Source organism: Streptosporangium pseudovulgare (assembly GCF_014648055.1).
GTDB classification, from domain to species: Bacteria; Actinomycetota; Actinomycetes; order Streptosporangiales; family Streptosporangiaceae; genus Streptosporangium; species Streptosporangium pseudovulgare.
In genome coordinates this window covers 259,206-280,772 of sequence record NZ_BMQJ01000004.1, presented here as the reverse complement: position 1 = coordinate 280,772, position 21,567 = coordinate 259,206, and the positions used below count along the sequence as shown (strand labels likewise).

Annotated in this window: 26 protein-coding genes and 2 tRNA genes; 12 read left to right on the top strand and 16 right to left on the bottom strand. The window is 69.8% G+C overall.

Annotated features, from left to right (window positions below):
* Nucleotides 1–166 precede the first annotated feature (166 nt).
* From IEZ10_RS11040 to IEZ10_RS11020, 5 genes are all read right to left on the bottom strand, one after another.
* Nucleotides 167–649 carry a type II toxin-antitoxin system VapC family toxin gene (locus IEZ10_RS11040; protein WP_268246296.1) on the bottom strand — a complete coding sequence of 161 codons (483 nt, stop codon included), beginning with the start codon at nucleotides 647–649 and terminating at the stop codon, nucleotides 167–169.
* A complete protein-coding gene (locus IEZ10_RS11035; protein WP_179825708.1) occupies nucleotides 600–806 on the bottom strand; it encodes a hypothetical protein in 207 nt (68 codons plus the stop codon). The genes IEZ10_RS11040 and IEZ10_RS11035 overlap by 50 nt, the downstream gene beginning before the upstream one ends.
* A 410-nt stretch (nucleotides 807–1,216) precedes the next feature.
* Nucleotides 1,217–1,789, bottom strand: coding sequence for a DUF6461 domain-containing protein (locus IEZ10_RS11030; RefSeq protein WP_189246390.1), 573 nt, complete (start codon nucleotides 1,787–1,789; stop codon nucleotides 1,217–1,219).
* A 313-nt stretch (nucleotides 1,790–2,102) separates the two neighbouring features.
* Nucleotides 2,103–2,540, bottom strand: a complete 438-nt coding sequence (locus IEZ10_RS11025; RefSeq protein WP_189246389.1) for a hypothetical protein — start codon at nucleotides 2,538–2,540, stop codon at nucleotides 2,103–2,105.
* Nucleotides 2,541–2,717: 177 nt separating this feature from the next.
* Nucleotides 2,718–2,791 (bottom strand) — tRNA-Ala (locus tag IEZ10_RS11020).
* Nucleotides 2,792–3,110: 319 nt separating this feature from the next.
* Here IEZ10_RS11020 and IEZ10_RS11015 point away from each other — a divergent pair.
* From IEZ10_RS11015 to IEZ10_RS11005, 3 genes are read left to right on the top strand one after another with little or no spacing between them, the layout of a single operon-like run.
* Nucleotides 3,111–3,506 (top strand): ArsR/SmtB family transcription factor, encoded by a 396-nt coding sequence (locus tag IEZ10_RS11015; RefSeq protein ID WP_189246388.1) that lies wholly within the window; start codon nucleotides 3,111–3,113, stop codon nucleotides 3,504–3,506.
* A complete protein-coding gene (locus IEZ10_RS11010; RefSeq protein WP_189246387.1) occupies nucleotides 3,439–3,921 on the top strand; it encodes an SRPBCC domain-containing protein in 483 nt (160 codons plus the stop codon). The genes IEZ10_RS11015 and IEZ10_RS11010 overlap by 68 nt, the downstream gene beginning before the upstream one ends.
* Entirely contained in the window at nucleotides 3,908–4,495 is a 588-nt protein-coding gene (locus tag IEZ10_RS11005; protein WP_189246386.1) for a TIGR03086 family metal-binding protein, read from the top strand. Before IEZ10_RS11010 ends, IEZ10_RS11005 begins: the two co-directional genes overlap by 14 nt.
* Nucleotides 4,496–4,679: 184 nt before the next feature.
* Here the strand turns inward: IEZ10_RS11005 and sepX are convergent, their stop codons facing one another.
* The 6 genes from sepX to galU form a co-directional block, all read right to left on the bottom strand.
* The gene (gene sepX, locus IEZ10_RS11000) at nucleotides 4,680–5,360 is read right to left on the bottom strand and encodes a divisome protein SepX/GlpR (protein WP_229811143.1); all 681 of its coding nucleotides are present in this window, start codon (nucleotides 5,358–5,360) and stop codon (nucleotides 4,680–4,682) included.
* 124 nt (nucleotides 5,361–5,484) lie between these two features.
* On the bottom strand, nucleotides 5,485–6,138 hold the full coding sequence (locus tag IEZ10_RS10995; RefSeq protein WP_179825727.1) for a GNAT family N-acetyltransferase: 654 nt from the start codon (nucleotides 6,136–6,138) through the stop codon (nucleotides 5,485–5,487).
* Nucleotides 6,139–6,430: 292 nt separating this feature from the next.
* The gene (locus tag IEZ10_RS10990) at nucleotides 6,431–6,904 is read right to left on the bottom strand and encodes a MogA/MoaB family molybdenum cofactor biosynthesis protein (protein ID WP_189246385.1); all 474 of its coding nucleotides are present in this window, start codon (nucleotides 6,902–6,904) and stop codon (nucleotides 6,431–6,433) included.
* A 42-nt stretch (nucleotides 6,905–6,946) separates the two neighbouring features.
* On the bottom strand, nucleotides 6,947–7,417 hold the full coding sequence (gene moaC, locus IEZ10_RS10985; protein WP_189246384.1) for a cyclic pyranopterin monophosphate synthase MoaC: 471 nt from the start codon (nucleotides 7,415–7,417) through the stop codon (nucleotides 6,947–6,949).
* On the bottom strand, nucleotides 7,414–8,601 hold the full coding sequence (gene glp / locus IEZ10_RS10980; protein ID WP_189246383.1) for a molybdotransferase-like divisome protein Glp: 1,188 nt from the start codon (nucleotides 8,599–8,601) through the stop codon (nucleotides 7,414–7,416). Before glp ends, moaC begins: the two co-directional genes overlap by 4 nt.
* A gap of 8 nt (nucleotides 8,602–8,609) precedes the next feature.
* The gene (gene galU / locus IEZ10_RS10975; protein WP_189246382.1) at nucleotides 8,610–9,509 is read right to left on the bottom strand and encodes a UTP--glucose-1-phosphate uridylyltransferase GalU; all 900 of its coding nucleotides are present in this window, start codon (nucleotides 9,507–9,509) and stop codon (nucleotides 8,610–8,612) included.
* Nucleotides 9,510–9,534: 25 nt separating this feature from the next.
* On the opposite strand from galU, the gene IEZ10_RS10970 reads away from it, so the two are divergent.
* The 5 genes from IEZ10_RS10970 to IEZ10_RS10950 all read left to right on the top strand — a co-directional run bounded on the left by IEZ10_RS10970 (nucleotide 9,535) and on the right by IEZ10_RS10950 (nucleotide 14,122).
* Nucleotides 9,535–10,107, top strand: coding sequence for a 5-formyltetrahydrofolate cyclo-ligase (locus IEZ10_RS10970; RefSeq protein ID WP_189246381.1), 573 nt, complete (start codon nucleotides 9,535–9,537; stop codon nucleotides 10,105–10,107).
* A gap of 314 nt (nucleotides 10,108–10,421) precedes the next feature.
* Complete coding sequence (locus IEZ10_RS10965; protein ID WP_189246380.1) at nucleotides 10,422–11,927, top strand: potassium/proton antiporter; 1,506 nt, start codon at nucleotides 10,422–10,424, stop codon at nucleotides 11,925–11,927.
* A gap of 227 nt (nucleotides 11,928–12,154) precedes the next feature.
* Nucleotides 12,155–12,496: an FmdB family zinc ribbon protein gene (locus tag IEZ10_RS10960; RefSeq protein ID WP_189246379.1), complete on the top strand. Its 342-nt coding sequence runs from the start codon at nucleotides 12,155–12,157 to the stop codon at nucleotides 12,494–12,496.
* Nucleotides 12,497–12,624: 128 nt separating this feature from the next.
* Nucleotides 12,625–13,434, top strand: coding sequence for an S-methyl-5'-thioadenosine phosphorylase (locus tag IEZ10_RS10955; protein WP_189246378.1), 810 nt, complete (start codon nucleotides 12,625–12,627; stop codon nucleotides 13,432–13,434).
* A gap of 85 nt (nucleotides 13,435–13,519) precedes the next feature.
* On the top strand, nucleotides 13,520–14,122 hold the full coding sequence (locus tag IEZ10_RS10950; protein ID WP_229811142.1) for a CpaB family protein: 603 nt from the start codon (nucleotides 13,520–13,522) through the stop codon (nucleotides 14,120–14,122).
* Nucleotides 14,123–14,197: 75 nt separating this feature from the next.
* Here the strand turns inward: IEZ10_RS10950 and IEZ10_RS39875 are convergent, their stop codons facing one another.
* Entirely contained in the window at nucleotides 14,198–15,409 is a 1,212-nt protein-coding gene (locus tag IEZ10_RS39875; protein ID WP_189246376.1) for a D-alanyl-D-alanine carboxypeptidase family protein, read from the bottom strand.
* 174 nt (nucleotides 15,410–15,583) lie between these two features.
* On the bottom strand, nucleotides 15,584–16,132 hold the full coding sequence (locus tag IEZ10_RS10940; protein ID WP_189246375.1) for a hypothetical protein: 549 nt from the start codon (nucleotides 16,130–16,132) through the stop codon (nucleotides 15,584–15,586).
* Nucleotides 16,133–16,287: 155 nt separating this feature from the next.
* On the opposite strand from IEZ10_RS10940, the gene IEZ10_RS10935 reads away from it, so the two are divergent.
* The 4 genes from IEZ10_RS10935 (at nucleotide 16,288) to IEZ10_RS10920 (ending at nucleotide 18,562) form a co-directional block, all read left to right on the top strand.
* Nucleotides 16,288–16,360: transfer RNA gene (locus tag IEZ10_RS10935), tRNA-Arg, on the top strand.
* Nucleotides 16,361–16,609: 249 nt separating this feature from the next.
* Nucleotides 16,610–17,263 carry an HAD family hydrolase gene (locus IEZ10_RS10930; RefSeq protein ID WP_189246374.1) on the top strand — a complete coding sequence of 218 codons (654 nt, stop codon included), beginning with the start codon at nucleotides 16,610–16,612 and terminating at the stop codon, nucleotides 17,261–17,263.
* A gap of 208 nt (nucleotides 17,264–17,471) precedes the next feature.
* On the top strand, nucleotides 17,472–18,014 hold the full coding sequence (locus IEZ10_RS10925) for a hypothetical protein (protein WP_189246373.1): 543 nt from the start codon (nucleotides 17,472–17,474) through the stop codon (nucleotides 18,012–18,014).
* A 71-nt stretch (nucleotides 18,015–18,085) separates the two neighbouring features.
* Entirely contained in the window at nucleotides 18,086–18,562 is a 477-nt protein-coding gene (locus IEZ10_RS10920; protein ID WP_189246372.1) for an NUDIX hydrolase, read from the top strand.
* Between the two features lie 44 nt (nucleotides 18,563–18,606).
* Here the strand turns inward: IEZ10_RS10920 and IEZ10_RS10915 are convergent, their stop codons facing one another.
* The 3 genes from IEZ10_RS10915 to IEZ10_RS10905 are packed head-to-tail and all read right to left on the bottom strand — an operon-like array spanning nucleotide 18,607 to nucleotide 21,540.
* A complete protein-coding gene (locus IEZ10_RS10915; protein WP_189246371.1) occupies nucleotides 18,607–19,974 on the bottom strand; it encodes a tyrosine-type recombinase/integrase in 1,368 nt (455 codons plus the stop codon).
* A complete protein-coding gene (locus tag IEZ10_RS10910) occupies nucleotides 19,971–20,165 on the bottom strand; it encodes a helix-turn-helix transcriptional regulator (protein ID WP_189246370.1) in 195 nt (64 codons plus the stop codon). Before IEZ10_RS10910 ends, IEZ10_RS10915 begins: the two co-directional genes overlap by 4 nt.
* Nucleotides 20,152–21,540, bottom strand: coding sequence for a replication initiator (locus IEZ10_RS10905; protein ID WP_189246369.1), 1,389 nt, complete (start codon nucleotides 21,538–21,540; stop codon nucleotides 20,152–20,154). Before IEZ10_RS10905 ends, IEZ10_RS10910 begins: the two co-directional genes overlap by 14 nt.
* Nucleotides 21,541–21,567 lie beyond the last annotated feature (27 nt).

Below are 21,567 nucleotides of genomic sequence, written 5' to 3'. Positions count from 1 at the left end.
GGTGGGACGTGCCGGACCAGCTCATCGGATGACGTCCGGTGCCGTCAGGTGCCGTGCCAGTACCGTCTGATGATCCCGGCCGCGTCCTCGTGCCAGCGGGTTCGCTGACTTCTCACTGACTCCGGCCGGCCTTCGCTGATCATGAGTCTGTCCTGGTCCCGACCATTCAGCCGAAGCTCGTGATCCCTTCCGGCAGGAGGGCGAACGCATCGACATGGCGAGGTCTCACCGCGCGGAAGTGCCGATGATCGACCGTGGCGATCGTCGACAGCCCCAAGCGTTCGGCCACCGCGATGACCGACGCGTCGACGATTCCCAGAGGGAAGCCGATGTACTGCTGCGCCAACTCCGCCATGCGAACGAGGTCTCTGTCCTCAAGCTCGGCCAGGCGGAAGCCGTTGCCGCCGAAGGATCTCAGGAAGTTCAGCTCCGCCTCGGGACCGACCCGGGCCGTCAGGTAATACCCCACCTCACCAAGCACCGGCGACGGCACAAGGATCGGTCCTTTGGTACGGCGCAGCAGATCGAGACACGCGTGATGGTGCCTGTCCTTCTTGCTCCCGACCGCGATGAGCACACCCGAGTCGCACAGGAGCACGTCAGAAGCCCGATCTGGAGCGCAGGATCTCTCGATACTTCTCGGACGCATCCGGCTCATCCTCGAACGAGGCGAAGAACGGCAGGTCCCGCTCGCTCTCCTCCTCATGCTCCTCCAGGAAGCCCCGGATCAACTCCAAGGCCGGCCGGAGCTCTGCTTCCGGCACCTGATCCACCAGGTGGTGAAGCTCCTCGCGCATGGCACCCATGTCTTCGAGTGTAGGCGGACAGCCCTCAACACGCCCTGTCCTTGGAAGGATCTCAGCACGTCGAAGGCCCGACTCCATGACCTGGAACCGGGCCTTTCGTCCTGGTGGAGATGAGGGGATTCGAACCCCTGCACCCTCCCATGTGAAGCCATTTCGCCGGGGTCGGGTCCTTGGTCTATGCGCTTCCTGAGCTGCGGGGACGGTCCCTCGTCGTCCGTGATCGCCCGGCCCCGTCCGTGGCTGTTGTCACCCAGTTGGTCACTCAGCTCCCAGTCGAACAGCTCGGAAGCGGGTGATGTGGAGTCGCTTGACTCAGCGGGATCGCCCGGCGACGGCCTGAGTGCTCACCTCAACCGGATCACCCGCTCTGAACTGCGACTTCAGGAGGAAAGGCTCACCGCCGACCAACGTTACGACTTGGCCGGTTCCGGGACGACACCCCACATCAGCGTCGAGCCCTTCAGCAACTGCTCCGTCGCTCTGATCCCCGTCAGGTGCTCGACGAGCAGGAAAGCCGGCCCTTGGTAGAACCGGGGAAACGATGGGTAGAGCTTGTCGATCTCCGCCATCGTGTCCGCGAGTTCGTCCGGGATCTCCACGAAGTAGTTGTCCTCGTCGCCCCAGGCGAATCTGATCTCGCCGTCCTCACACCAGTAGAAGTAGTCGATGTCCTCGATGCCGAGTGCGGCTTGAGAGACAAGGCGGGTGCCCTTGGAGAGCTGGGCGATCGCCTCTTCGCGGGTGCCGAGCCAGTCAGGATCGAAAACGAACGTCCACTCGCCGATGGAGGTGACGCCTAGCGGCTCCCCGTCGAGTGGGTAGTGATCCGGGTCCTCAGGGAAAGGGCCCGGCGTGAAGTCCTCCCATCGGCCACCGAGGCGGGTGACCACCTGTTCAGGAGTGGCACGGATATAGATGAAGCCGTAGCACTCCCCGCCGTATTCGCCGCGGAGCCAAGAGATGTCGAGGGGCTGCATAGCCATGTCGGCATGCTGTCAACCGCCACCGACAGGAACAGAGCCCGGTCGTTACGGGACGACAGGGCCAGGCGCGATGCGGTGCGACGTACCTTGGCCAGTACGAACAGGATTCCGATAGCGGTAAGTCCATTGGGAGTTGACGGCCTGCCCGCTGACGGCCTAAGTGTTCACCCGCCCTGGAGCATGCCATGACCTGACGCGCTGCCTAAGTTCGAAGCCGCGGTGACAGAGACCGTCTACCGCAAGCAGCTCCGCCCCATGCTCCTGGAAGGGGCCGAAGCGATGGACCAGATCTTCCCGCACGACTGAGCACGGCTCACGGCTGCGCACCAGCGTTCGCTCGGCGGCTGCGCCGTATGCCGGCGACGAGAAGCGCGGCTATACCTCCATAGAGCAGAAGAACGAACCATAGCCCCTGCGAACCCAAGGGACAGTAGGGGGAGAAGAACGTGACGACCGAGAGCGCGTAGTAGGCGGCCGTCATGAGCGCCGCACCAGCCCCGATCCATGTCAGGAAGCGGAGTCTCTTACCTGAGGATCGCCATATGGCCACTGCCTGCACCACCAGGACGACGGGAAGAAGCGTAGCCATGGCGCCGAAGCCCAAGGCGAGCACGTCAGGACCGGTGTACCCACCCTCAGTGTTCAGATAAGCGCAGATCTGAATCCCTGAGTCAGCGTCCAGGAAACCCCAATGAGGAAGGAGCGACAGCAGAACGGCGCTCGTCCAGCACAGCAGCACACGGTGCTTCATCGCCTTCCTTCCGCCCAGACCCGCAACGCCTCGTCCTCCCGCGCGGATCTTGGGAGGAAGTCCATGATCCCGCGATGACCAGGGCCTCTGGACGGGGTACGGCCGTAGTCACTCGGTCGGCCACCCGACAACGCAGAAGGCCGCTCCCGATCTCTCGGAAGCGGCCTCTGACCTGGGTGGAGATGAGGGGATTCGAACCCCTGACCCCTTCGATGCGAACGAAGTGCGCTACCGGACTGCGCTACATCCCCAAGACCTGCACTAGGTTAGCAAACTTCTGGAGCCGCTCGCGCCACCCGAGGGCGGGTGGATCGAGGGGATCGCGCGGGAGGCCGGGAGAGGCGGCGCGGTACGGCGGGAAGCCGCAGGCAGCGGCGTCCGAGCCGGGAAGCGGCCGCACGGTACAGCGCGGGAGCGGCCGTTCGGCGTGAGCCACATCACGGTGTCGGAGCCGACGACCCGACACGGTCGACATGCGACACGAAACGAAGCTTTCAACCGTGGGGTTGATAGGCGGATGATCTACGGCCTAGGATCCTTTCAACCGCTGAGTTGAAACCCGGAGGAGTGATGAGCACGGACACGCTGTCCCGGGTCTTCGCCGCCCTCGCGGATCCGACCCGGCGCGACATGGTCGCCCGGCTCTCGGAGGGCGACGCGACCGTGAGCCGGCTGGCCGAGCCGTACCGGATGACGCTGCAGGCCGTCTACAAGCACCTGCGGGTGCTTGAGGACGCCGGGCTCGTCAGCCGTCCGCCGGGGCCGCAGCCCCGGCCGGTGCGCCTGGAGGCGCAGGCCTTCGACCTGATGGACACCTGGATCGAGCGTCACCGGAACCGCGTCGAGCAGCGCTACCGCCGCCTTGACGCCGTCCTGGAGGAGATGAGGGAAGATGAGCATGAACAGGGTCACGGAGACGGCCATCGAAGCCGACCCGAGGCTGCCGGTCATCCGGATGACGCGTGACTTCGCGGCGACGCCCGGGCGGCTGTTCCGCGCCCACACCGATCCCGCGCTGTTCGCCCGGTGGGTGGGTCCCGACGCCACCGTCACCCGGATCGAGCACTGGGACGCGCGCACCGGCGGCAGCTGGCGGTACGTCTCGGCGCACGGAGGCACGGAGTACGGGTTCCACGGCTGTTTCCACGAGGTACGGCCGGACCGCATCGTGCAGACCTTCACGTTCGAGGGAGACCCCGACGGGGTCGCGCTGGAGACGCTGTGGTTCGAGGACCTGGGCGACGGCCGCACGCGGTTGCGGACGCAGTCGCTGGTCGACAGCTTCGAGAGTCGTGACGCGTGGCTGCGCGGCGGCATGGAGGTCGGTGTCGGCGAAGGTCACGCGAAGCTGGAGAGGATGCTCACCGATGGCACTGTCTGACCACCCGGCCGAGCGGCACCGGCAGGTCGCCGGACTGTTCACCGACCGGGTCCGCGGCACCCGGTCCTGGGACGCGCCGTCCCCGGTCGCCGGCTGGACCGCCCGCGACGTCGTGCGTCACCTGGTCGAATGGCTGCCCGGGCTCCTCGCCTCCGGCGCCGGCGTCGACCTGCCCCGCGGACCGTCGGTGGACGAGGACCCGGTCGCCGCGTGGCAGGCGCACCGCGACGGCGTGCAGGCGGTGCTGGACGATCCGGAGACGGCGCACCGGAAACTCACCAATCCGCACATCGGCAGCCTGCCGCTGGACACCGCGATCGATCAGTTCTACACCGCCGACGTGTTCATGCACACCTGGGACCTGTCCAGGGCCACCGGCCAGGACGACCGGCTGGACCCCGGCTTCTGCGCTCAGCTCCTCGCCGGGATGGAGCAGATGGAGCAGGTCCTTCGCTCCTCCGGCCAGTACGGCGCCCGGATCGGGGTGCCCGATGACGCGGATGTCCAGACCAGACTGCTGGGTTTCATCGGCCGGAATCCGTCCTGGCCGGGGCCGGCGGACCGGACGCCCTGATCCGGCCGGAATCCGTCCTGGCCGAGGCCGGTGAGCCGGACGCCCTGATCCGGCCGGAATCCGTCCTGGCCGAGGCCGGTGAGCCGGACGCCCTGATCCGGCTGAAGGCCGATGGAAGCATGCCGGAGCCGGGAACGGGCGAGGTCTCCGCTGGACGCCCCGCCGACGGGGACGTCAATGGACGTCAGTCGCCGACCGCGCGGCGCGGTGTCTCGGCGTACTGGTCGAACAGCTCGTCACGCACCGCGGTGAGGTCGATGACCTCCGCCACCGGCCGCCGGGCCTCCAGCTCGGCGCGCCGGCGGGCGCGCCTGGCACGCTCCGCCCTGGCCAGGGCGGCGGCTCTGCGCCGTTCGGCGTCGACCCTCACGGCGCTCCGCAGGACCATCAGGTAGCCGACCAGGAGGACGGCCGAGGGGGCTGTCCCCCACCAGGGGATCACCTGGGTCGCGGCCGTCACCACGGAGGCGAGGAGCAGCAGCACGCACCACAGTGTCAGCCGCCTGCGCTTGGCCACCTGGGCGGCCCTGCGCCGCCGTTCGGCGCGTCGGCGCTCGGCCGCGGACGGCGGGAGCCGGTGACCGGGCGCTGCGGAGGAGGCGTCACCGTCAGCGGCCGGCCCGGCGGGGGGCTCGGCACGCGTGTCACCGCCTCCGTCCTCGTCCTCGGACGCCCGCGCGGCCGGGCCGTACGGCTCGGCGACGGTGACGGCGTCGGCATCGACGTCCGCCACGCCGTCGGCTTCGGCGTCCGCGCCGGGTTCGGTGTCGGTGTAGGCGGGCCGGTCACGGCGCAACCACATGGGCACGAGCACGCACAGCCACATCACCACGATGGCCAGATAGAGAAGGACGCTCCCGCTCACGGCCACCTCCGGGCAGCACGAAAGCGCCGCTGGTCCGCTGGCGCTCTCGATGTGCTCACGTCACGCACCGTAAGACCGCGTGTCACTATTTGACGAGTATTCGATGCGGTGTGTCGCGAGATCTTCAAACCTCTTCGTGCGGAGCGCCTCCGTGCGCCGCCGCTTCGCGGTCCCTGCGCCACCTGGTCAGCAGCCCTCTGGGCACATCCTCAACGGTCAGCGCATAACAAATATGGTCACGCCAGGCGCCGTCAATGTGCAATTGCCGACGTCTGATGCCCTCTTCCCGGAAACCGAGCTTTTCAACCACTCTACGGCTCGCGTGATTTTCCGGGCGGATATTCGCCTCGATGCGGTGCAGGCCGGTGGTGAAGAAACAGTGGTCGACGGCCATGGCCACGGCGGTGGGGATGATGCCCCGGCCCGCCACGGCGCTGTCCACCCAGTAGCCGACCTGCGCGGACCTGGCCGACCCCCAGACGATCGCGCCGACGGTCAGCTGCCCGGCGAACGCCCCCCGGTAGGTGACGACCCAGGGAAGCGCCAGCCCCTGCCGGGCCTCCCGGCGCAGCGTGGCGGTCATCGACACGTAGGGACCGAGCCCCGTGCGGAACAGGGGCGTCTCAGGGTTGCTCGGCTCCCAGGGACGCAGCCAGTCGGCGTTGCGCAGCCGCGACTCGCGCCAGACGCGCACGTCCCTCAGCCGCAACGGCCGAAGCCCCACGGGTCCTTCCGTCAGGGTCACCGGCCAGCCACGTAGTCGATCCACGCCTTCCATCATCCTCCCAAGGCGTGCCACCGTGCCACGGACTCTCTCCCCCGAACCGGCCCGAGCAGTCCCGGCCCGGCCCGAGCGGCACCGGCCCGCACGAGCGACCCCGGCACGGCCGAGCGGCACCGGCCCGGCCGGAACAGTCCCGGGACGATCCCGGCCCCGAACCCAGGCCAGGAGGCCCCGAACCCAGGCCAGGAGGTCCCGAACCCGGAGCAGGACCCCGCCCCGGCTTCCGGCCTCCGCCTCCGGCCCGCCGCCCGCCGTACCGGCGGGGTCCTCCCCCGGGCCGGCACGGTCAGCGTGGGTGGTCTCCCCCGCGGATCTGGTCCACGGCGTGCCTGAGGATCGGCGCGAGTACGGCCATGCCGTCGCGGACCCCGCCCGAGGAGCCCGGCAGGTTGACGACCAGGGTGTTCCCGGCCTGCCCGGCGAGCCCTCGGGACAGGATCGAGGTGGGCACCCTGTCCCGGGAGGACTGGCGGACGGCCTCGGCGATGCCGGGGATCTCCCGGTCGAGCACGCGGCGCGTCATCTCCGGGGTCAGGTCGGCGGGTGTCAGACCGGTGCCGCCGGTGGTGACGATCACGTCGTGCCCCTCGGCCACCCCGGCCCGCAGCGCCTCCTCGACCGGCTCGCCGTCGGGCACCACCCGCGGGCCCGTCACCTCGCACCCGGCCTCGGCCAGCAGCTCGGCGAGCAGCCTGCCGGACCTGTCCTCGTACACCCCCGCGGCGGCCCGGTTGGACGCCGTGATCACCAAAGCCCTCACCCGATCACCCGGTCCTCATCCACGTCTGCTCAAGGCGGCCGGTCACGGACGGGTCCAGACCCCGGTCTTGCCGCCCGTCTTCTCCTCCACCCGCACATCGGTGATCACCGCCGCCGGGTCCACCGCCTTGACCATGTCGATCAGCGCGAGCGCCGCGACGGAGACCGCGGTCAGCGCCTCCATCTCGACGCCGGTGCGGTCGGCGGTCTTCACCCGCGCGGTGATCTCCACCCCGTCGTCGGTCACCGCCAGGTCGACCTTCACACCGTGCAGGGCGATCGGGTGGCAGAGCGGGATCAGGTCGGGGGTGCGCTTGGCGCCCATGATCCCCGCGATCCGGGCGGTGCCGAGCGCGTCGCCCTTGGGGATCTCCCCCGACCGCAGCAGCGCGACCGCCTCGGCCGACAGCAGCACCTTGCCGGTGGCGCTCGCCGTACGGGCGGAGACGTCCTTGGCCGAGACGTCGACCATGCGGGCGGCACCGGTCTCGTCGATGTGTGTGAATCCGCTCACAGTGGGATGACCTCCACGTTCGACCCCTCGGGCAGCTCGGTGACGTCCTCGGGGACCACGATCAGGGCGTTGGCCGAGGCGAGGGCGGCGAGCTGGTGCGAGCCCTGCCCCCGGACCGGCGTGACCGTGCCGTCGTGGCCGAGCACGGCGCGCAGGTAGGACCGCCTGCCCTGCGGCGAGCGCAGCGGCGCGGCGGTCACCCCCCGCACGCTGTACGGGGGCCCGGCGGCCAGGCCGCGCATCTTCAGGAGCGCGGGACGGACGAACAGCATGAACGACACGAAGGACGACACCGGATTGCCGGGCAGCGCGAAGATCGGAATCTGGTCCTGACCCACGACGCCGAACCCCTGCGGCATGCCCGGCTGCATCGCGACGCGTTCGAAGCGGACCGTGCCGAGCGGCGAGAGGGCCTCCTTGACGGGCTCGTAGGCGCCCATCGAGACACCGCCGCTGGTGATCACGGCGTCGGCCCGCAGCAACTGGGCGTCGAGCTGGTCGAGGAACCGGGCGGGGTCGTCGGCCACGATCCCGGCGCGGTAGCCCTCCCCGCCGGCCTGCTGGACGGCGGCGGCCAGGGTGTAGCTGTTGGACTCCCACAGCTGCCCGGCCTCCAGCGGCGCGCCGGGTTCCACCAGCTCGGCGCCGGTGGAGATCACCACGACCCGGGGGCGGGGCCGTACCAGCACCCGGCGGCGGCCGACCCCGGCGAGGATGCCGAGCTGCGCCGGCCCGATGGGCGTGCCCGCCGGCAGCACGGCCTGACCCGCGGAGACGTCCTCGCCCGCGCGGCGGATGGCGTTGCCCTCCGGCGCCTGCCGGTCGATCCGCACCTCGACGGTGCCGCCGTCGGTCCACTCGACCGGGATCACGGTGTCGGCGCCCGGGGGCACCGGGGCGCCGGTCATGATCCGTACGGCCGTGCCGGGGCCGACGGCGAGCGTCCGGCCGGCGCCGGCCGCGATGTCGCCGAGCACCTGCAGTTTCGCCGGCACCGTCGCGAGGTCCTCGGCCCGTACGGCGTAGCCGTCCATGGCCGAGTTGTCGAACGACGGCAGCGGCACCGGGGAGGTGACCTCCTCGGCGAGGGTGGTGCCCAGCGCCTGGTCGAGATCGATCTCCAACGGCGCGAGCGTCCGCACGGTCCGCAGGATGTCGGAGAGGTGGTCGTCGACCGTTCTCATGGGATGGTTCATCGAGACGCCAGGAATTCCTTCAGCCAGGGCAGGAAGTCCGGTCCGAGGTCGGGCCGGTCCGCGGCGAACTTCACCACCGTGCGCAGGTATTCGAGCTTGTCGCCGGTGTCGTAGCGACGGCCGCGGAACAGCACGCCGTGGACCGGACCGCCCTCGTCCTCGCCGCGGCCCGCCAGGGTGCGCAGCGCGTCGGTGAGCTGGATCTCGCCGCCGCGGCCGGGCCCGGTGTTCTCCAGCACCTCGAACACGGCCGGGTCGAGCACGTAGCGGCCGATGATGGCCCAGTTGGACGGCGCCTCGTCCGCCGGCGGCTTCTCCACCAGGTCCGTCACCCGCACCACGTCGTCGTCGGAGGTGGGCTCGATGGCGGCGCAACCGTACAGGGACACCTGCTCCTGGGGCACCTCCATCAGCGCGATGACGCTGCCGCCATGGGTCTGGCGCACCTCGATCATCCGCTTGAGCAGCTCGTCACGCTGGTCGATCAGGTCGTCACCGAGCAGGCAGGCGAACGGGTGGTCCCCCACGTGCTGCTTGGCGCAGAGCACCGCGTGGCCGAGGCCGCGCGGCTCACCCTGCCGCACATAGTGGAGGGTCGCAAGGTCGGCGGGCTCACGCACCTTGGACAGGCGCTCGTCGTCGCCCTTGGCCTCCAGCACGTCCTCAAGTTCGATCGCCCGGTCGAAATGGTCCTCGATGGAACGCTTGTTCTTCCCGGTCACCATCAGCACGTCCAGCAGACCGGCGGAGACGGCCTCCTCCACGACATACTGGATCGCCGGCTTGTCGACGATCGGGAGCATCTCCTTGGGGGTCGCCTTGGTGGCGGGCAGGAAGCGCGTGCCCAGCCCCGCGGCGGGGACTACGGCTTTGGTCACAGAATGGAAGTCGGTCATAACCGAAACCATAACGGAGGCGTCTGTGGACAAGTCGAGGCTGCGGTCGGTCATCGAGGACGCGCGGGCCGCCGTTCCCGGCGACGTGCGGCACGCGGCCTCCGTCCGGATCAGGGACGCCCTGCTCGACCGGCCCTGGGTGCAGATGGCCGGGCTGGTCGCCTGTTACTGGTCGATCGGCGCCGAACCCGAGACCCACGGCCTCGTCTTCGCGCTGTGGAAGCACGGCGCGACCGTGATGCTGCCGGTGCTGCGTGACGACGACGACCTCGACTGGGCGGTGTACGACGGCCCCGACACCCTCGCCCCCGGCCGTTTCGGGATCATGGAGCCGGTCGACACCCGGCGCGGCGTCGACGCGATCCGGACCGCCGCCCTGGTCATCGTGCCCGCGCTGGCCGTGGACCGCGCGACCGGCGTACGGCTCGGCCGCGGCGGCGGCTCCTACGACCGCGCGCTGGCCCGGGTCGGCCCGAACGTGCCGACGGTCGCGCTGCTGCACGAGGGCGAGCTGATGGACGGCGTGCCGGCCGAGCCGCACGACGTGCCGGTCCGCTACGCGGCCACCCCGGAGGGGATCGTCCGCCTGGCGGGATGAGCCGTACGGCCGCACGCCGGGGAACCCCCGCCTGGCCGGATGAGCCGTACGGCCGCACGCCGGGGAACCCCCGCCTGGCCGGATGAGCCGTACGACCTCGCGTCCGGAACCGCCCGCCGGGCGGACGGGGTGAGCCGTACGGCGGGGAGCCGAGGGGCCGAGGGGCCGAGGGGCCGAAGCGCCGTACGGCCGCGCTCCGAGGGGACCGTGTGAACCGTGCGCCCGGACGTGCGGCACGGCTCTCATCGGACGGGTGAGACGGAGTAGTAGACCGAATACGACAGAATGGTCGCCGAGGTAGGAGAGGGGGCCAGATGAACGTCGACGTCTGGCTTCTTCTGGGCGCCGGCGTGGTGATCGCGGCCATCGTCGCGGTGCGCGTCGCCCACCGTACCGGCCTGCCCAGCCTCCTCATCTTCCTCGGCATCGGCCTGCTCGTCGGCGAGTCCGGCCTGGGCCTGCAGTTCGAGAACCCGCAGATCGCCCAGCAGATAGGGCTGATCGCCCTGGCCGTCATCCTCGCCGAGGGCGGCCTGACCACCAACTGGAACCACGTCAAAAAGGCGGTCCCCCTCGCGGCGGTGCTCGCCACCGTCGGCGTGGGAGTGAGCATCGTGGCCGTCGCCGTACCGGTCCACCTGCTGCTCCACCTGGACCTGCGCACCTCCCTGATCATCGGCGCGGTGCTCGCCTCGACCGACGCCGCGGCCGTCTTCTCCGTCCTGCGCCGGCTGCCGCTGCCGCGCCACCTGGCGGGCACCCTGGAAGCAGAGTCCGGATTCAACGACGCCCCCACCGTCATCGCGGTGGTGCTGCTGAGCACGGCGGGCTCGCCCTCGGTGGGGCACGCGCTGCTGGAGGTGGTCGTCGAGCTGACGGTGGGCGCCGCCGTCGGCCTGGCGGTCGGCCCCCTGGGCGTGTACGCGCTGCGCCGGATCGCACTGCCGGTCTCCGGCCTGTATCCGATCGCCGTTCTCGCCCTGGCGTTCGTCGCCTACTCCGGGGCCGTCCACCTGGGCGGCAGCGGCTTCCTCGCGGTCTACCTCGCCGCGCTGATCATGGGCAACTCCCGGATGCCGCACCGCGCCGCCACCCGGGGGTTCGCCGAAGGAGTGGCCTGGCTCGCGCAGATCGGCCTGTTCGTCATGCTGGGGTTGCTGGCCAGTCCCTCGGAGATGCCGTCGGCGATCGTCCCGGGGCTGGTGGCCGGGCTCATCCTGGTCGCGGTGGCCCGGCCGCTGTCGATCGTGGTCTGCGCCTTCCTGGTGCGGATCGCCCGGGTGGACCGGCTCAACTGGCGCGAGCAGGCGTTCCTGTCGTGGGCGGGACTGCGCGGCGCGGTCCCCGTCGTGCTCGCCACCATCCCCTGGGCGGCGAGCACGGCCGGCGACGGCTCCGCCAAGCTCGTGTTCAACGAGGTGTTCGTCATCGTGGTCGTCTACACCCTGATCCAGGGGCCGACGCTGCCCTTCGTGGCCACCCGGCTCGGGCTGTCCAGGGTGGACGAGGCGCAGGACCTCGAAGTGGAGTCGGCGCCGCTGGAGGAGCTCAACGCCGACCTGCTGCAGATAAAGATCCCGCCGACCTCCAAGCTGCAGGGTGTGGAGATCTTCGAGCTCCGGCTGCCCACCGACGCCCAGGTCACGCTGATCGTCAGGGACGGCCGGACGTTCGTGCCCACCGACACCACCAGGATCAAGGTGGACGACCAGCTCCTGGTCGTGACCACCGCCGCCTGCCGCGACCCGGTCGAGCGGCGGATCAGGGCGATCAGCCGCCGGGGCAAGCTGGCGGGCTGGTTCGGCGAACTCGGCCACTGACCGGCGGATGGCTTCTTCGACCGGCGGGTGCCTTCGCCGGCCGGAGGATGGCTTCGCCGATCGGCGGGTGCCTTCGCCGGCCGGCTGATGCCCTCGCTGTCCGGCGGGTGCCTTCGCTGAGTGGCGGAATGGCAAGGGCCCGACTCGCGTTCACCCCTGTCAGCCGAATACCATTAGCAGTCGCGTCTGTAGAGTGCCAACCGGCGTGAACCAACGAGGAGGAGCGCGTGCCCACTTACCAGTACGCCTGCAACACGTGCGGCAACGAGTTCGAGATCGTCCAGAAGTTCTCGGACGACGCCCTGACCGAGTGCCCGTCCTGCTCCGGCCAGCTCCGCAAGGTGTTCTCGGCGGTCGGCATCGTCTTCAAGGGCTCCGGCTTCTACCGGACCGACAGCCGGTCCTCCTCCTCCAGCACCGTGGGCTCCTCCAGCTCGTCGAGCTCCTCCGGGTCGTCGGGTTCCTCGGGCTCGTCGGGCTCGTCCGGCGAGTCGAAGCCGTCCGGCTCCTCGTCCGAGTCGAAGAGCACCGCCTCCACCCCGGCGAGCAGCTCGGCCCCCGCCGCCTGAGCCCGTCCGCTCCCACTCGGGAGCGGACCAGCGGCAGTCGTCCACAGGCGCGGCCCGGTGCCCGCCCGTTGTCCACAGGCACGGTCCGGCCTCATCGCCGGGCCGCCGGCCGCGCTAGTCTCGGCGCCATGGTCACTCGCGCGGAAATCGGGGTCATCGGCGGCTCCGGCTTCTACTCCCTGCTCGACGACGCCACCGAGGTCGAGGTCTCCACGCCCTACGGCCCGCCCAGCGACGTCATCACCGTCGGCCGCATCGGCTCCCGCACGGTCGCCTTCCTCCCCCGCCACGGTCGCGACCACCGTTTCGCCCCCCACCTCATCCCCTACCGCGCCAACCTGTGGGCCCTGCGCTCCCTCGGCGTCCGCCAGGTCCTGGCCCCCAGCGCGGTCGGCTCCCTGCGTCCCGAGGTGGGCCCCGGCGCACTGGTCGTCCCCGACCAGCTCGTCGACCGCACCTCCGGCCGCGTCCAGACGTACTACGACGCCGACGGCGTCGTGCACGTCGCCTTCGCCGACCCCTACTGCCCGGCCGGGCGCGCGGCGGCCGTCTCCACCGCCCGCTCCGCCCAGTGGGACCTGGTCGACGGCGGCACCCTCGTGGTCATCGAGGGCCCCCGATTCTCCACCCGCGCGGAGTCCCGCTGGTTCAGCTCCAACGGGTGGACGATCGTCGGCATGACCGGCTTCCCCGAGTCGATCCTCGCCCGCGAGCTGGCCATGTGCTACACCTCGCTGTCCCTGGTCACCGACCACGACGCCGGGGTCGAGGCAGGCGAGGGCGTCACCCACGAGGAGGTCCTGGCCTTCTTCGCCGCCAACGTCGAGCGCATGCGTTCCCTCGTCACCGAGGTCGTCACCGCCCTCCCGGAGGAGCGCGCCTGCCCGTGCTCCAGCGCCCTCGACGGCCTCAAGCTCCCCTTCGACCTCCCCGAGTGACCGCCTGCCCCGCCGTACGGCGGGGCGTGATCATCCACGGGTACCGCGCCACCCGGTTCTTCCCACTCTCACGATGGAGTCCGTCATGCGCGCGTTCCGCCGTCTTCTCGGCCGCTACCACCGCCTCGCCGCCACCGCCGTCGCCGCCCTGGCCGCCGCCTGCGCCGTCGTCGCGCTGCGGCCGGAGACCGCCTCGGTGACCGTCCTGGTGGCGGCCAAGAACCTTTCCGGAGGCGTGCTGACGGCGCGCGACGTCACCACGGCCGCCTTCCGGCCGGGGACGGTCCCCGACGGCGCGCTACGGCCCGGCGTTCCGGTCGCCGGGAAGGTGCTGGCCGGGCCGGCCCGCCGCGGGGAGCCCATCACCGACGTTCGCCTCCTCGGTCCGGGCCTGCTCGCCGCGCACGGCCCGGGAACGGTCGCCACGCCGGTCCGCGTCGCCGACTCCGAGGCGGCTCGGCTGCTGTCGCCCGGCGACGTCGTCAACGTCCTCGCCGCCTCCGCCACCTGGGAGGGCGCGGTCCCGGCCCGGGTCGTGGCCGAGGGCGTCACCGTCCTGGCCGGTCTCGGCGACCGGTCGGATCACGGTGCCCTGGTCGTGCTGGCCACCACCGCCGAGCAGGCCGTCAGGCTGGCCTCGGCTCAGGCGGGCGGCCATCTGTCGATCACCATCGGCCCGCGCGGATGACAGGGCCGGCCCCGACCGGCCGGTCCTCCGCCCGGCCCGGGAAAGCCGGGAAGGGCGGGGAGGCCGGGGAGGGTGTCACAGCAGCGAGCCGAGCTTGGGGTCGTACTCCCAGTGCCAGGGCTCGAAGGGGCTGACGTAGGCCCACTTCGGGTGGAACCACCCGAACTTCTTGCTGTTGGCCTCCATCCAGTTGAACTGGGCCGACCGGAACTGCTGCACCCCGCCGCACAGGTCGACGGCGAGGCCGAGGCCGTGGTTGCTCCGCCCCGGGACGGCCGCGAAGCCCGGGCGGCGGTAGTAGACCGACTGCTGCTCGGCGAGGCTCCGGTAGCTGTCGGTCACGCACATCGACTTGCCGAACTGCTTCTTGTACGCCTCGTTCATGCTGATGAACGCGAGCGCCGCGTCCCCGCGCAGCTCGCTGCCGGGCTGCGGGAGCGGGCAGAGGTACGCCTTGGGGATCAGCCCGTTGGAGAACTGGTCCGACATGCCCACCTGGACCGGGTTGCATCCCTGGGCTGGCTGGCCCGACTTGTCGACCTTTACGCCCAGCTTCACCAGCGCCTGGGTCAGCGACTTAACGATCTTGCCGGACCGGGCCCGGAGCGCCTCGATCTCGGCGTTCGCCTGCGCCTCGGACAGCAGTCTGTCGGCCCGCAGCTCCTGGGCCTGGGCGGCCAGCTTCTCACGCTCGGCCTGCAGGCGGCTGCTCTCCGCCAGGACGAGGTCCCGCTCGGCCACGATCTGGGTGGCGGAGGCCATGGCCTGCAACGTCTCCTCGCTCGTATCCCCGGACAGGAATCCGGCCAGGTCACCGCCCGTGGGCTGCTGGTAGAGCAGGCCGACGATGTCCGACAGCGGCTGCCGCATCTGGGCGAAGGCGCGGTCGGCGGCCTGGAGCTCGCGCAGCTTGTTCGACAGCTCCTTCTCCGAGGTCCGGATCTTGGCCTGCCGGTCCCGGAGCGCCTTCGTGGCGTCTTCCAGCTCCTTGGTCGCCTTCTCGGCCTCGCGGCGCAGCTCCAGAAGGCTCGTCGGATCACGGCGCAGCACGGCTGAGGCCTGCGATCCCGCCCGGGCCTGAGCGAAGGCCGGGGATCCAGATTGGGCCTGAGCGGAGACCCGGGAACCCGGCTGGGCCTGGGCGGAGACCAGGGACCCTGGCTGGGCCTGGACGGAGATCGGGGAACCCGGCTGGGCCTGAACGAGGACCGGGGACCTCGACTGCCCCTGGGCGGAGGCCGGCGGTCCGGATCGTGCCTCGGCGGCCCCGGGGATGAGGGAGGTCATGGTCGCGACAACGGCGATCAGACCCGCTGATCGACGAGGTGGCACTTTACGACCCCTCCGTTTGCGAACTCGTGACCTGGGTCAGGCACGCACGTTACTACAGCTCCCCAAGTGTCCGAGCCAGAGACGGTGCAGCCGTTATGTGCGGAACTCACCTTTTGTCAGCCTGCTGCCTCAAGCACCCTCCCACTCCTGTTCCTCGCACACCTCCCACAGCCAGGTCCCCCACCACTCCTTCGGGCACTCGAACACGGCGTCCGCGCTCTCCGGCCGCGGCGTCCCCGACACCTCGGGCGTCGGCTCCGCCTCCGGCCGCGGCGTCTCAGCGGGCTCCGCCGTACGCTCGCCCCTCGGAACGGTCACCCTGGGGGCCGTCAGACGCGTCCTGGGCTCCCTGGCGACCTCCACCGGACGGCGCGGCCGGGCCACCACGACCCCCGGCATCCACCCCTCGTACACCCGGTCGGGCCGAGGTGGAGGAGGCACCCACCTCGGCCCGAAGGCCGCGTCCGGAACGGGGACGACCACGTACGGCAAAGCCGCGATGACGCCCCCCTCAGGCACCCCGCCGGTACCGGCGTCCCGGACGGCATCGCCGTACCCGGTGAGGTCGGCCACCAGCAGCCCGGTGGCGAGCAGCGCGGGAGCCAGCATCGCCCCGCAGAGCACCAACGGCCGCAGCGCGCGACGCTCCCGGCTGCGAACAGGTCGCCGTTCGATCACGCAGCGTGACACTAGCCACGCCCGCCACACGGCCACGCCGCCACTTGCCACGCCTTTACCGCAGCTCAGCGAAGGGATGACGCGCCCTTCGACCGCCACCCACCCACCCGGCGCGCACACACGCCGAACTTTCGCTACCCTTGTAGAGAGTCCCTGCCTCCGTAGCTCAGGGGATAGAGCACCGCTCTCCTAAAGCGGGTGTCGCATGTTCGAATCATGCCGGGGGCACTCTTCTGACCAGCGATCACGCCCTTGACCTGAGCGTTCGCGTCTTTCCTCAATCCGGCTCTACGCAGCCGTGTGCCACCGTGGGCAGCCGTATGTCAGCGGCTGTGGGATATGCGTGGGATGGATCTTGGCACGTTTCCGCAGGTCGCCTCTCCTCTGAGTGGGCCGCGGTCACCGGTCCCACAGCACTGGCCAGTGGCCAGAGCACGGGCCTGCGGGGAAAGCCGGCCCCGCCTAGGATCGGACATCGTGCAGCGATTGGCGCTCTTCGACCTCGACAACACGCTCATCGACCTGGACGCCGCCTTCCTGCTGTGGGCGCACGAGTTCGCCGAGGAGCATCGGCTCGGCCGGAAGGCCGTCGATCATCTGGTCAAGCTGGACCGTAACGGCCTGCCCCACCGCGAGCTGTTCTTCACCAAGGTCCGCGAGCGGTTCAAGCTGTCCGCTTCGGCAGCAGATCTGTGGGCCGCCTACCGCCGGCGGATGCCCCATCTCGTCGAGTGCCGTCCCGAGGTCATGGCCGCGCTGACCGAGCTACGCGCGTCCGGATGGCGCGTTGGGGTCGTCACCAACGGGACGGCGGACAACCAGCTCGGCAAGCTCCAGCGGACGGGCCTGGCTGATGTCGTCGACGGCTATGCGCTCTCGGGCGCCGAGGGCATTCGCAAGCCCGACGTCGGCCTGTTCGAGATCGCCGCCAGGCGATGCGGCGTAAGCCTCGCTGATGGCGGGTGGATGGTCGGGGACCACCCCGTCGCGGACATCGGTGGAGGACACGCAGCCGGCCTGCGCACGATCTGGATCGACCGCGGCACTCAGCCCGACCATGAGCACCCCCCGGACCACGTGGTCACCGATGTAATGTGCGCCACGGACATCCTCCAAGACATCGGCAAGTGACTTTCGAAGAGGTACCAGATGTTCCTCGATTCCCTGACTCACGAAGCAAAAATCAGGACAGCTCCACTACGCTCCGCGTGTGGCCTACATAGTGACTCTCGCCTCTGAAGAACTTGCCTCTATACGTGCCAAGCTAAGAGTGGAACAGCGCCTGACCAGGGCTCTTCCAAAGGGAGTCAGACGAACTGGCCTTGTCGCCGGACCACCGATGGTCCTGGTGCTGGGGCAGGGCGATGAAGATGAGCGGAACAGTTCCACATCCCGGCGTCTCGCCTGGATAGGCGTGGTGGCGCGGTACAACACTGCGGGCGCCGTCAACAAAAGCATCACCGTCGACCCGCTCCGGGAGTGCATGGAAACGATCATGCTCGACGGGCATGACGGGCTGCTCAGCCGACTCTCCAAGCCTATGCGCGAGGAGTTTGAACAAGCGGCCATCCTCGGCGGGGTCAGCGAATGCAGCTATGTCTTATGGGAGGCGGTGAATACTGTACTCCGGGCAGCGCATCCGGAACTGATAGGTCTGCTCAACTGGTTGATTGCCCAAGCCGACCCCTCGGTGCTGGACAACAATGACCCTGCGGACCATGCCTGGCAGGAGCAACAGGACACGATGCGGAGCCTCCTCTGGATCGCGGAGTTCCCGCACTCCAGCTTAGCGGCGTGGCAGCGCCCTTCATCGCGGGATGCGCCCTACCTGGCCGGACTCATACCGCACCCCAGGGTGTACAACCCGGACTCTCTATCTTGACCGAATTTGGTGGAATAACTGCAGGCAGGCATCACAATGGTTCGTAGTGTCATGCCGGTAGAGTTCTGAGTATGGGCCGCCGGATCGACTTCTACGATGACCCCGCCGCGCCCAGGCTCAACAGCCTGGTTCCTTCGGTGAACGTCGTGGTCACCAACGAGGCGGGCGAGATCCTGATGATCCGCCGCAGTGACAACGGCAACTGGGCCGTTCCCGGTGGTGCGATTGACCTCGGTGAGTCCCTGCCCGATGCGGCGGTCCGCGAGACGCTGGAGGAGACCGGGATCAAGTGTGAGATCACCGGACTTGTCGGGACGTACACCGACCCCAGGCACGTGATCGTCTACACCAGCGACGGTGAGGCCCGGCAGGAGTTCTCCATCGTGCTCGCCGGCCGAGCCGTCGACGGCGAGCCGACGCCGAGCGACGAGTCCCGCGAGGTGCGTTGGATACCGCGGGACGAGGTGCTCTCCCTATCGATGGACCGGTCAATGCGCCTGCGGATCGGCCACTTCCTCGAAAGCGCGAGCAAGCCGTACATAGGCTGAGGCCCCGGCATGTGCCGAGGCCTGGAGCCGAGTCTCTACGAGGATCACTCGTCGAGGGCGCTGCTGATCTTCCCGTTCATCCGTTCCTGCTGGCCCTCCATGCACTTGGCGTAGACCCGATGGAGGACCTCCACGCTGTGCCCGGCACGCTTGGCCACCTCGGTGGCCGGCACTCCCGCGTTGAGCCACAGGGACAGGGCGGCATGTCGCAGGTCATAGGGGCGGGCGGCGAGCGGTGACCTCGCCTGCTCGTCGGTGAGGACGAGCGATCGAGCTTCCTGCCAGACGTAGGAGTATGCCGAGCTGGAGTAGGAGCCGCCATTGGCCGTCCGGAACAGCCGACCGTCACTTTCGATGCCGTAGGCGTCGATGTGCTCCCGAAGGATGACGACCAAAGCCGGCGGGATAGGGATCTCCCTGGTCTCCTTCTTCGCCCGGTGCTTGAGGCTGCGCGACTCGTGGGTCTCCCCCGAGTCGGTCCACCGCTTGTTCGCCTGCGGTCGTGCCTTCTCCAGGATGATCTGACCCCATCCCGATTCGGGCAGGGTGCAGTTCTTCAAACGGAGGTCCGCCGCTTCCTCCGGCCGTAGACCCGCGTAGTAGATGCAGGCGAACATGGCTTTGAGCCGGGCGCCCCGGGTGCGGCCGACCTTCGGCATGGCGGCCAGGAGCTGCCTTGCCTGAGCCGGATTGATGACCGTACGAGGGTCGACGACGGTGACTGCCTTGGGTGGCTTCCACTTGATCTCGTGCAACGGGTTGGTCGGGAAGACCTTCTGTTCCACCGCCAGCTCCAGGAGGTGATGAAGGATCGCCCGCTTCCGCCGTATGGTGTTGGCAGCGGCTTCCCCGCCGTCGAAGGTGGCCGAGATGGCGTCGAGTGCGGTCCGGACGATCCGCGCCTCCTGGAGATCCGCCAGTGGAAGGGATGCCTTCTCCAGCCAGCGCAGCACCATGGCCTGCGCGCGGGTCAGTGTCCCCCGCCGGCTCTCGGGAAGCAGCACGTGGTTACGTAGCACCTGCCGCAGCTCGTCGTCCTCCGGCCGTCCCGGAACGTCGGCCACCAGCGCCGGAATCAGCGACAACAGCGCGTACGCTTCGGTCTCCCGCGTCCGGGGAGCCGTCGTGCGCCACCGGCTGACCACGTACGACTGCGCGAACTGCATGAAGGACGGCCCCGAAGGCTCGGCGTCCGCCAGCATCGAAACCGGCAGCCCCGTGGCGACGTCGAACGCCTCCCCCTTCTTCGCCGCCTGGCGAAGGTCGGACAGGAAGTTCTCGGCCAGCGCCTTGGTCCTGAAGGTCTTGGATCGTGACTTGCTGCCGACCTTCCAGCGCGCTTCGAAGGACGGTGCCTTGCTGGACTGGTTCCGGCGGACTTCCCAGATGCGGACTTCGTAGGTGACGGTCACGACGCCTCCCGCAGCGAGTCGAGCCACACTTCCAGGTCGCTGCGCCGGACACGCAGCTCGTCATTGGGGTACTGGATGCAGACCGGCGCCTTGCCGAGCTCCCGCCACCGGTAGAAGGTGCGGCGAGAGATTCCGTTCAGCACGGTGAGCACTTCGGGCACGGTGAGGAGCGGGTCATCAGACCGACGCATCGTGCACCTCCTCGGGCACCGGAGACGCGGGCAGCGATCTCCCGGTCAGCGCGGCGGCGAGAACGGCATCACCGAGCGAGTAGCCCTGTCCGGCGTACTCCCAGTGGGAGACCACGAGGACGGTGTCCTCGTCGAAGAGCGGGAGCCGTCCGGTGCTGACGGCCTCGTCGCGCATGTAGTCGGCGCGTTCGGCGCGGATGTCGCCGAGGGTGGTGGAGTAGTGGCGGCTCTTGGTGGAGAAGTGGCCGCGGAAGCCGAGCATGTGCGCCCAGTGGGCAAGGCGGAGGTCGGCCAGCTCGTCGAGGGCGCCCAGGCGCAGGCATTCGGCGATGAGTCGCCGGGCGTGCTCCCGCAGGGGCAGGGCCGCCAGGTCGTCGAGGGGGCTGACGCGCCGGTCGAGGGTGCCGACGCATTCGGCGGCCTTGGTGGCGTACTTGGCGATGTAGCCGGCTACCGCTTGATCAGTGAGCTCACCGTCCAGGGTGATCGGGCGGACGTCGAGCTGAGTGCCCCAGCGCAGCACTCGCGCCGGTTCGTCGGCCGCGGCCGGGGCGGTGACCGTCACGGCCGAGACGGCGTGCCGTACGGCGTCGGCCAGGACGTCGGCGCTCGCCCAGGCCGGAGGCGTGGAAGCGGGTCCGTCCGGGCCGTCGAGGCGGATGACGGCGTGGAAGTGGACGACGCCGCGCCGCTGGTACTCGGCGACCTTGGCGAAGGAGACCACGGCCTGCTCGCGCAGCTCCCGCACGGTCAGGCCCGCGGCCTTGGCGACGTTGCGGCGGAGCGCCAGGGTGAAGCGCCGCCACAACTCCGGCGACAGGGCGTTGAACAGCACGCTTCCCGCGTAGTCGTAGCAGTCCGGGCACAGCGGCTCCCCGAGGCACGTCTCATCGGTGCCGTGCCGAGCGGTGCAGGACATGACCCGCCCGTGCGGGCACGTGGCGGCGTCGCGGCGGGCGTGACAGGGCAGGACCTTGCCGTTCTTCTCCCGGCGGGTGTGGACGAGGCCGAAGGAGGGGGCGGTGAGGGTGACGAACAGGCACGGGTGGCCGGTGACCGTCTCGGGGACGCCCTTGCCGCCCACGAGGCCGGCGCGGATGAGCTGGTAGGTGTCGGCCCGGTAGGTCTCGGCGCAGGCCGGGCATCGGGAGGCCCGGCGGGTCTTGCACGGAACACGCAGGACGCCGTCCGGTTCGGTGGCGGTGGTGTAGGAGTGCAGGCGCCGGCCAGTGGCGGGGTCGAGGTGATGGACGTGGCCGCGCAGGTGGATCGGCTGGCGGCAGCCGCCAGTGGCGCGGATCTGGGCGGCCCAGCGGGCATAGTGGGGATCGTGGAGCCGGGTGATGAGTCCGGCTATCGCGTGGGTGCTTGGCATGATGGGGTGCGTCCCTTCCGGGTCGAG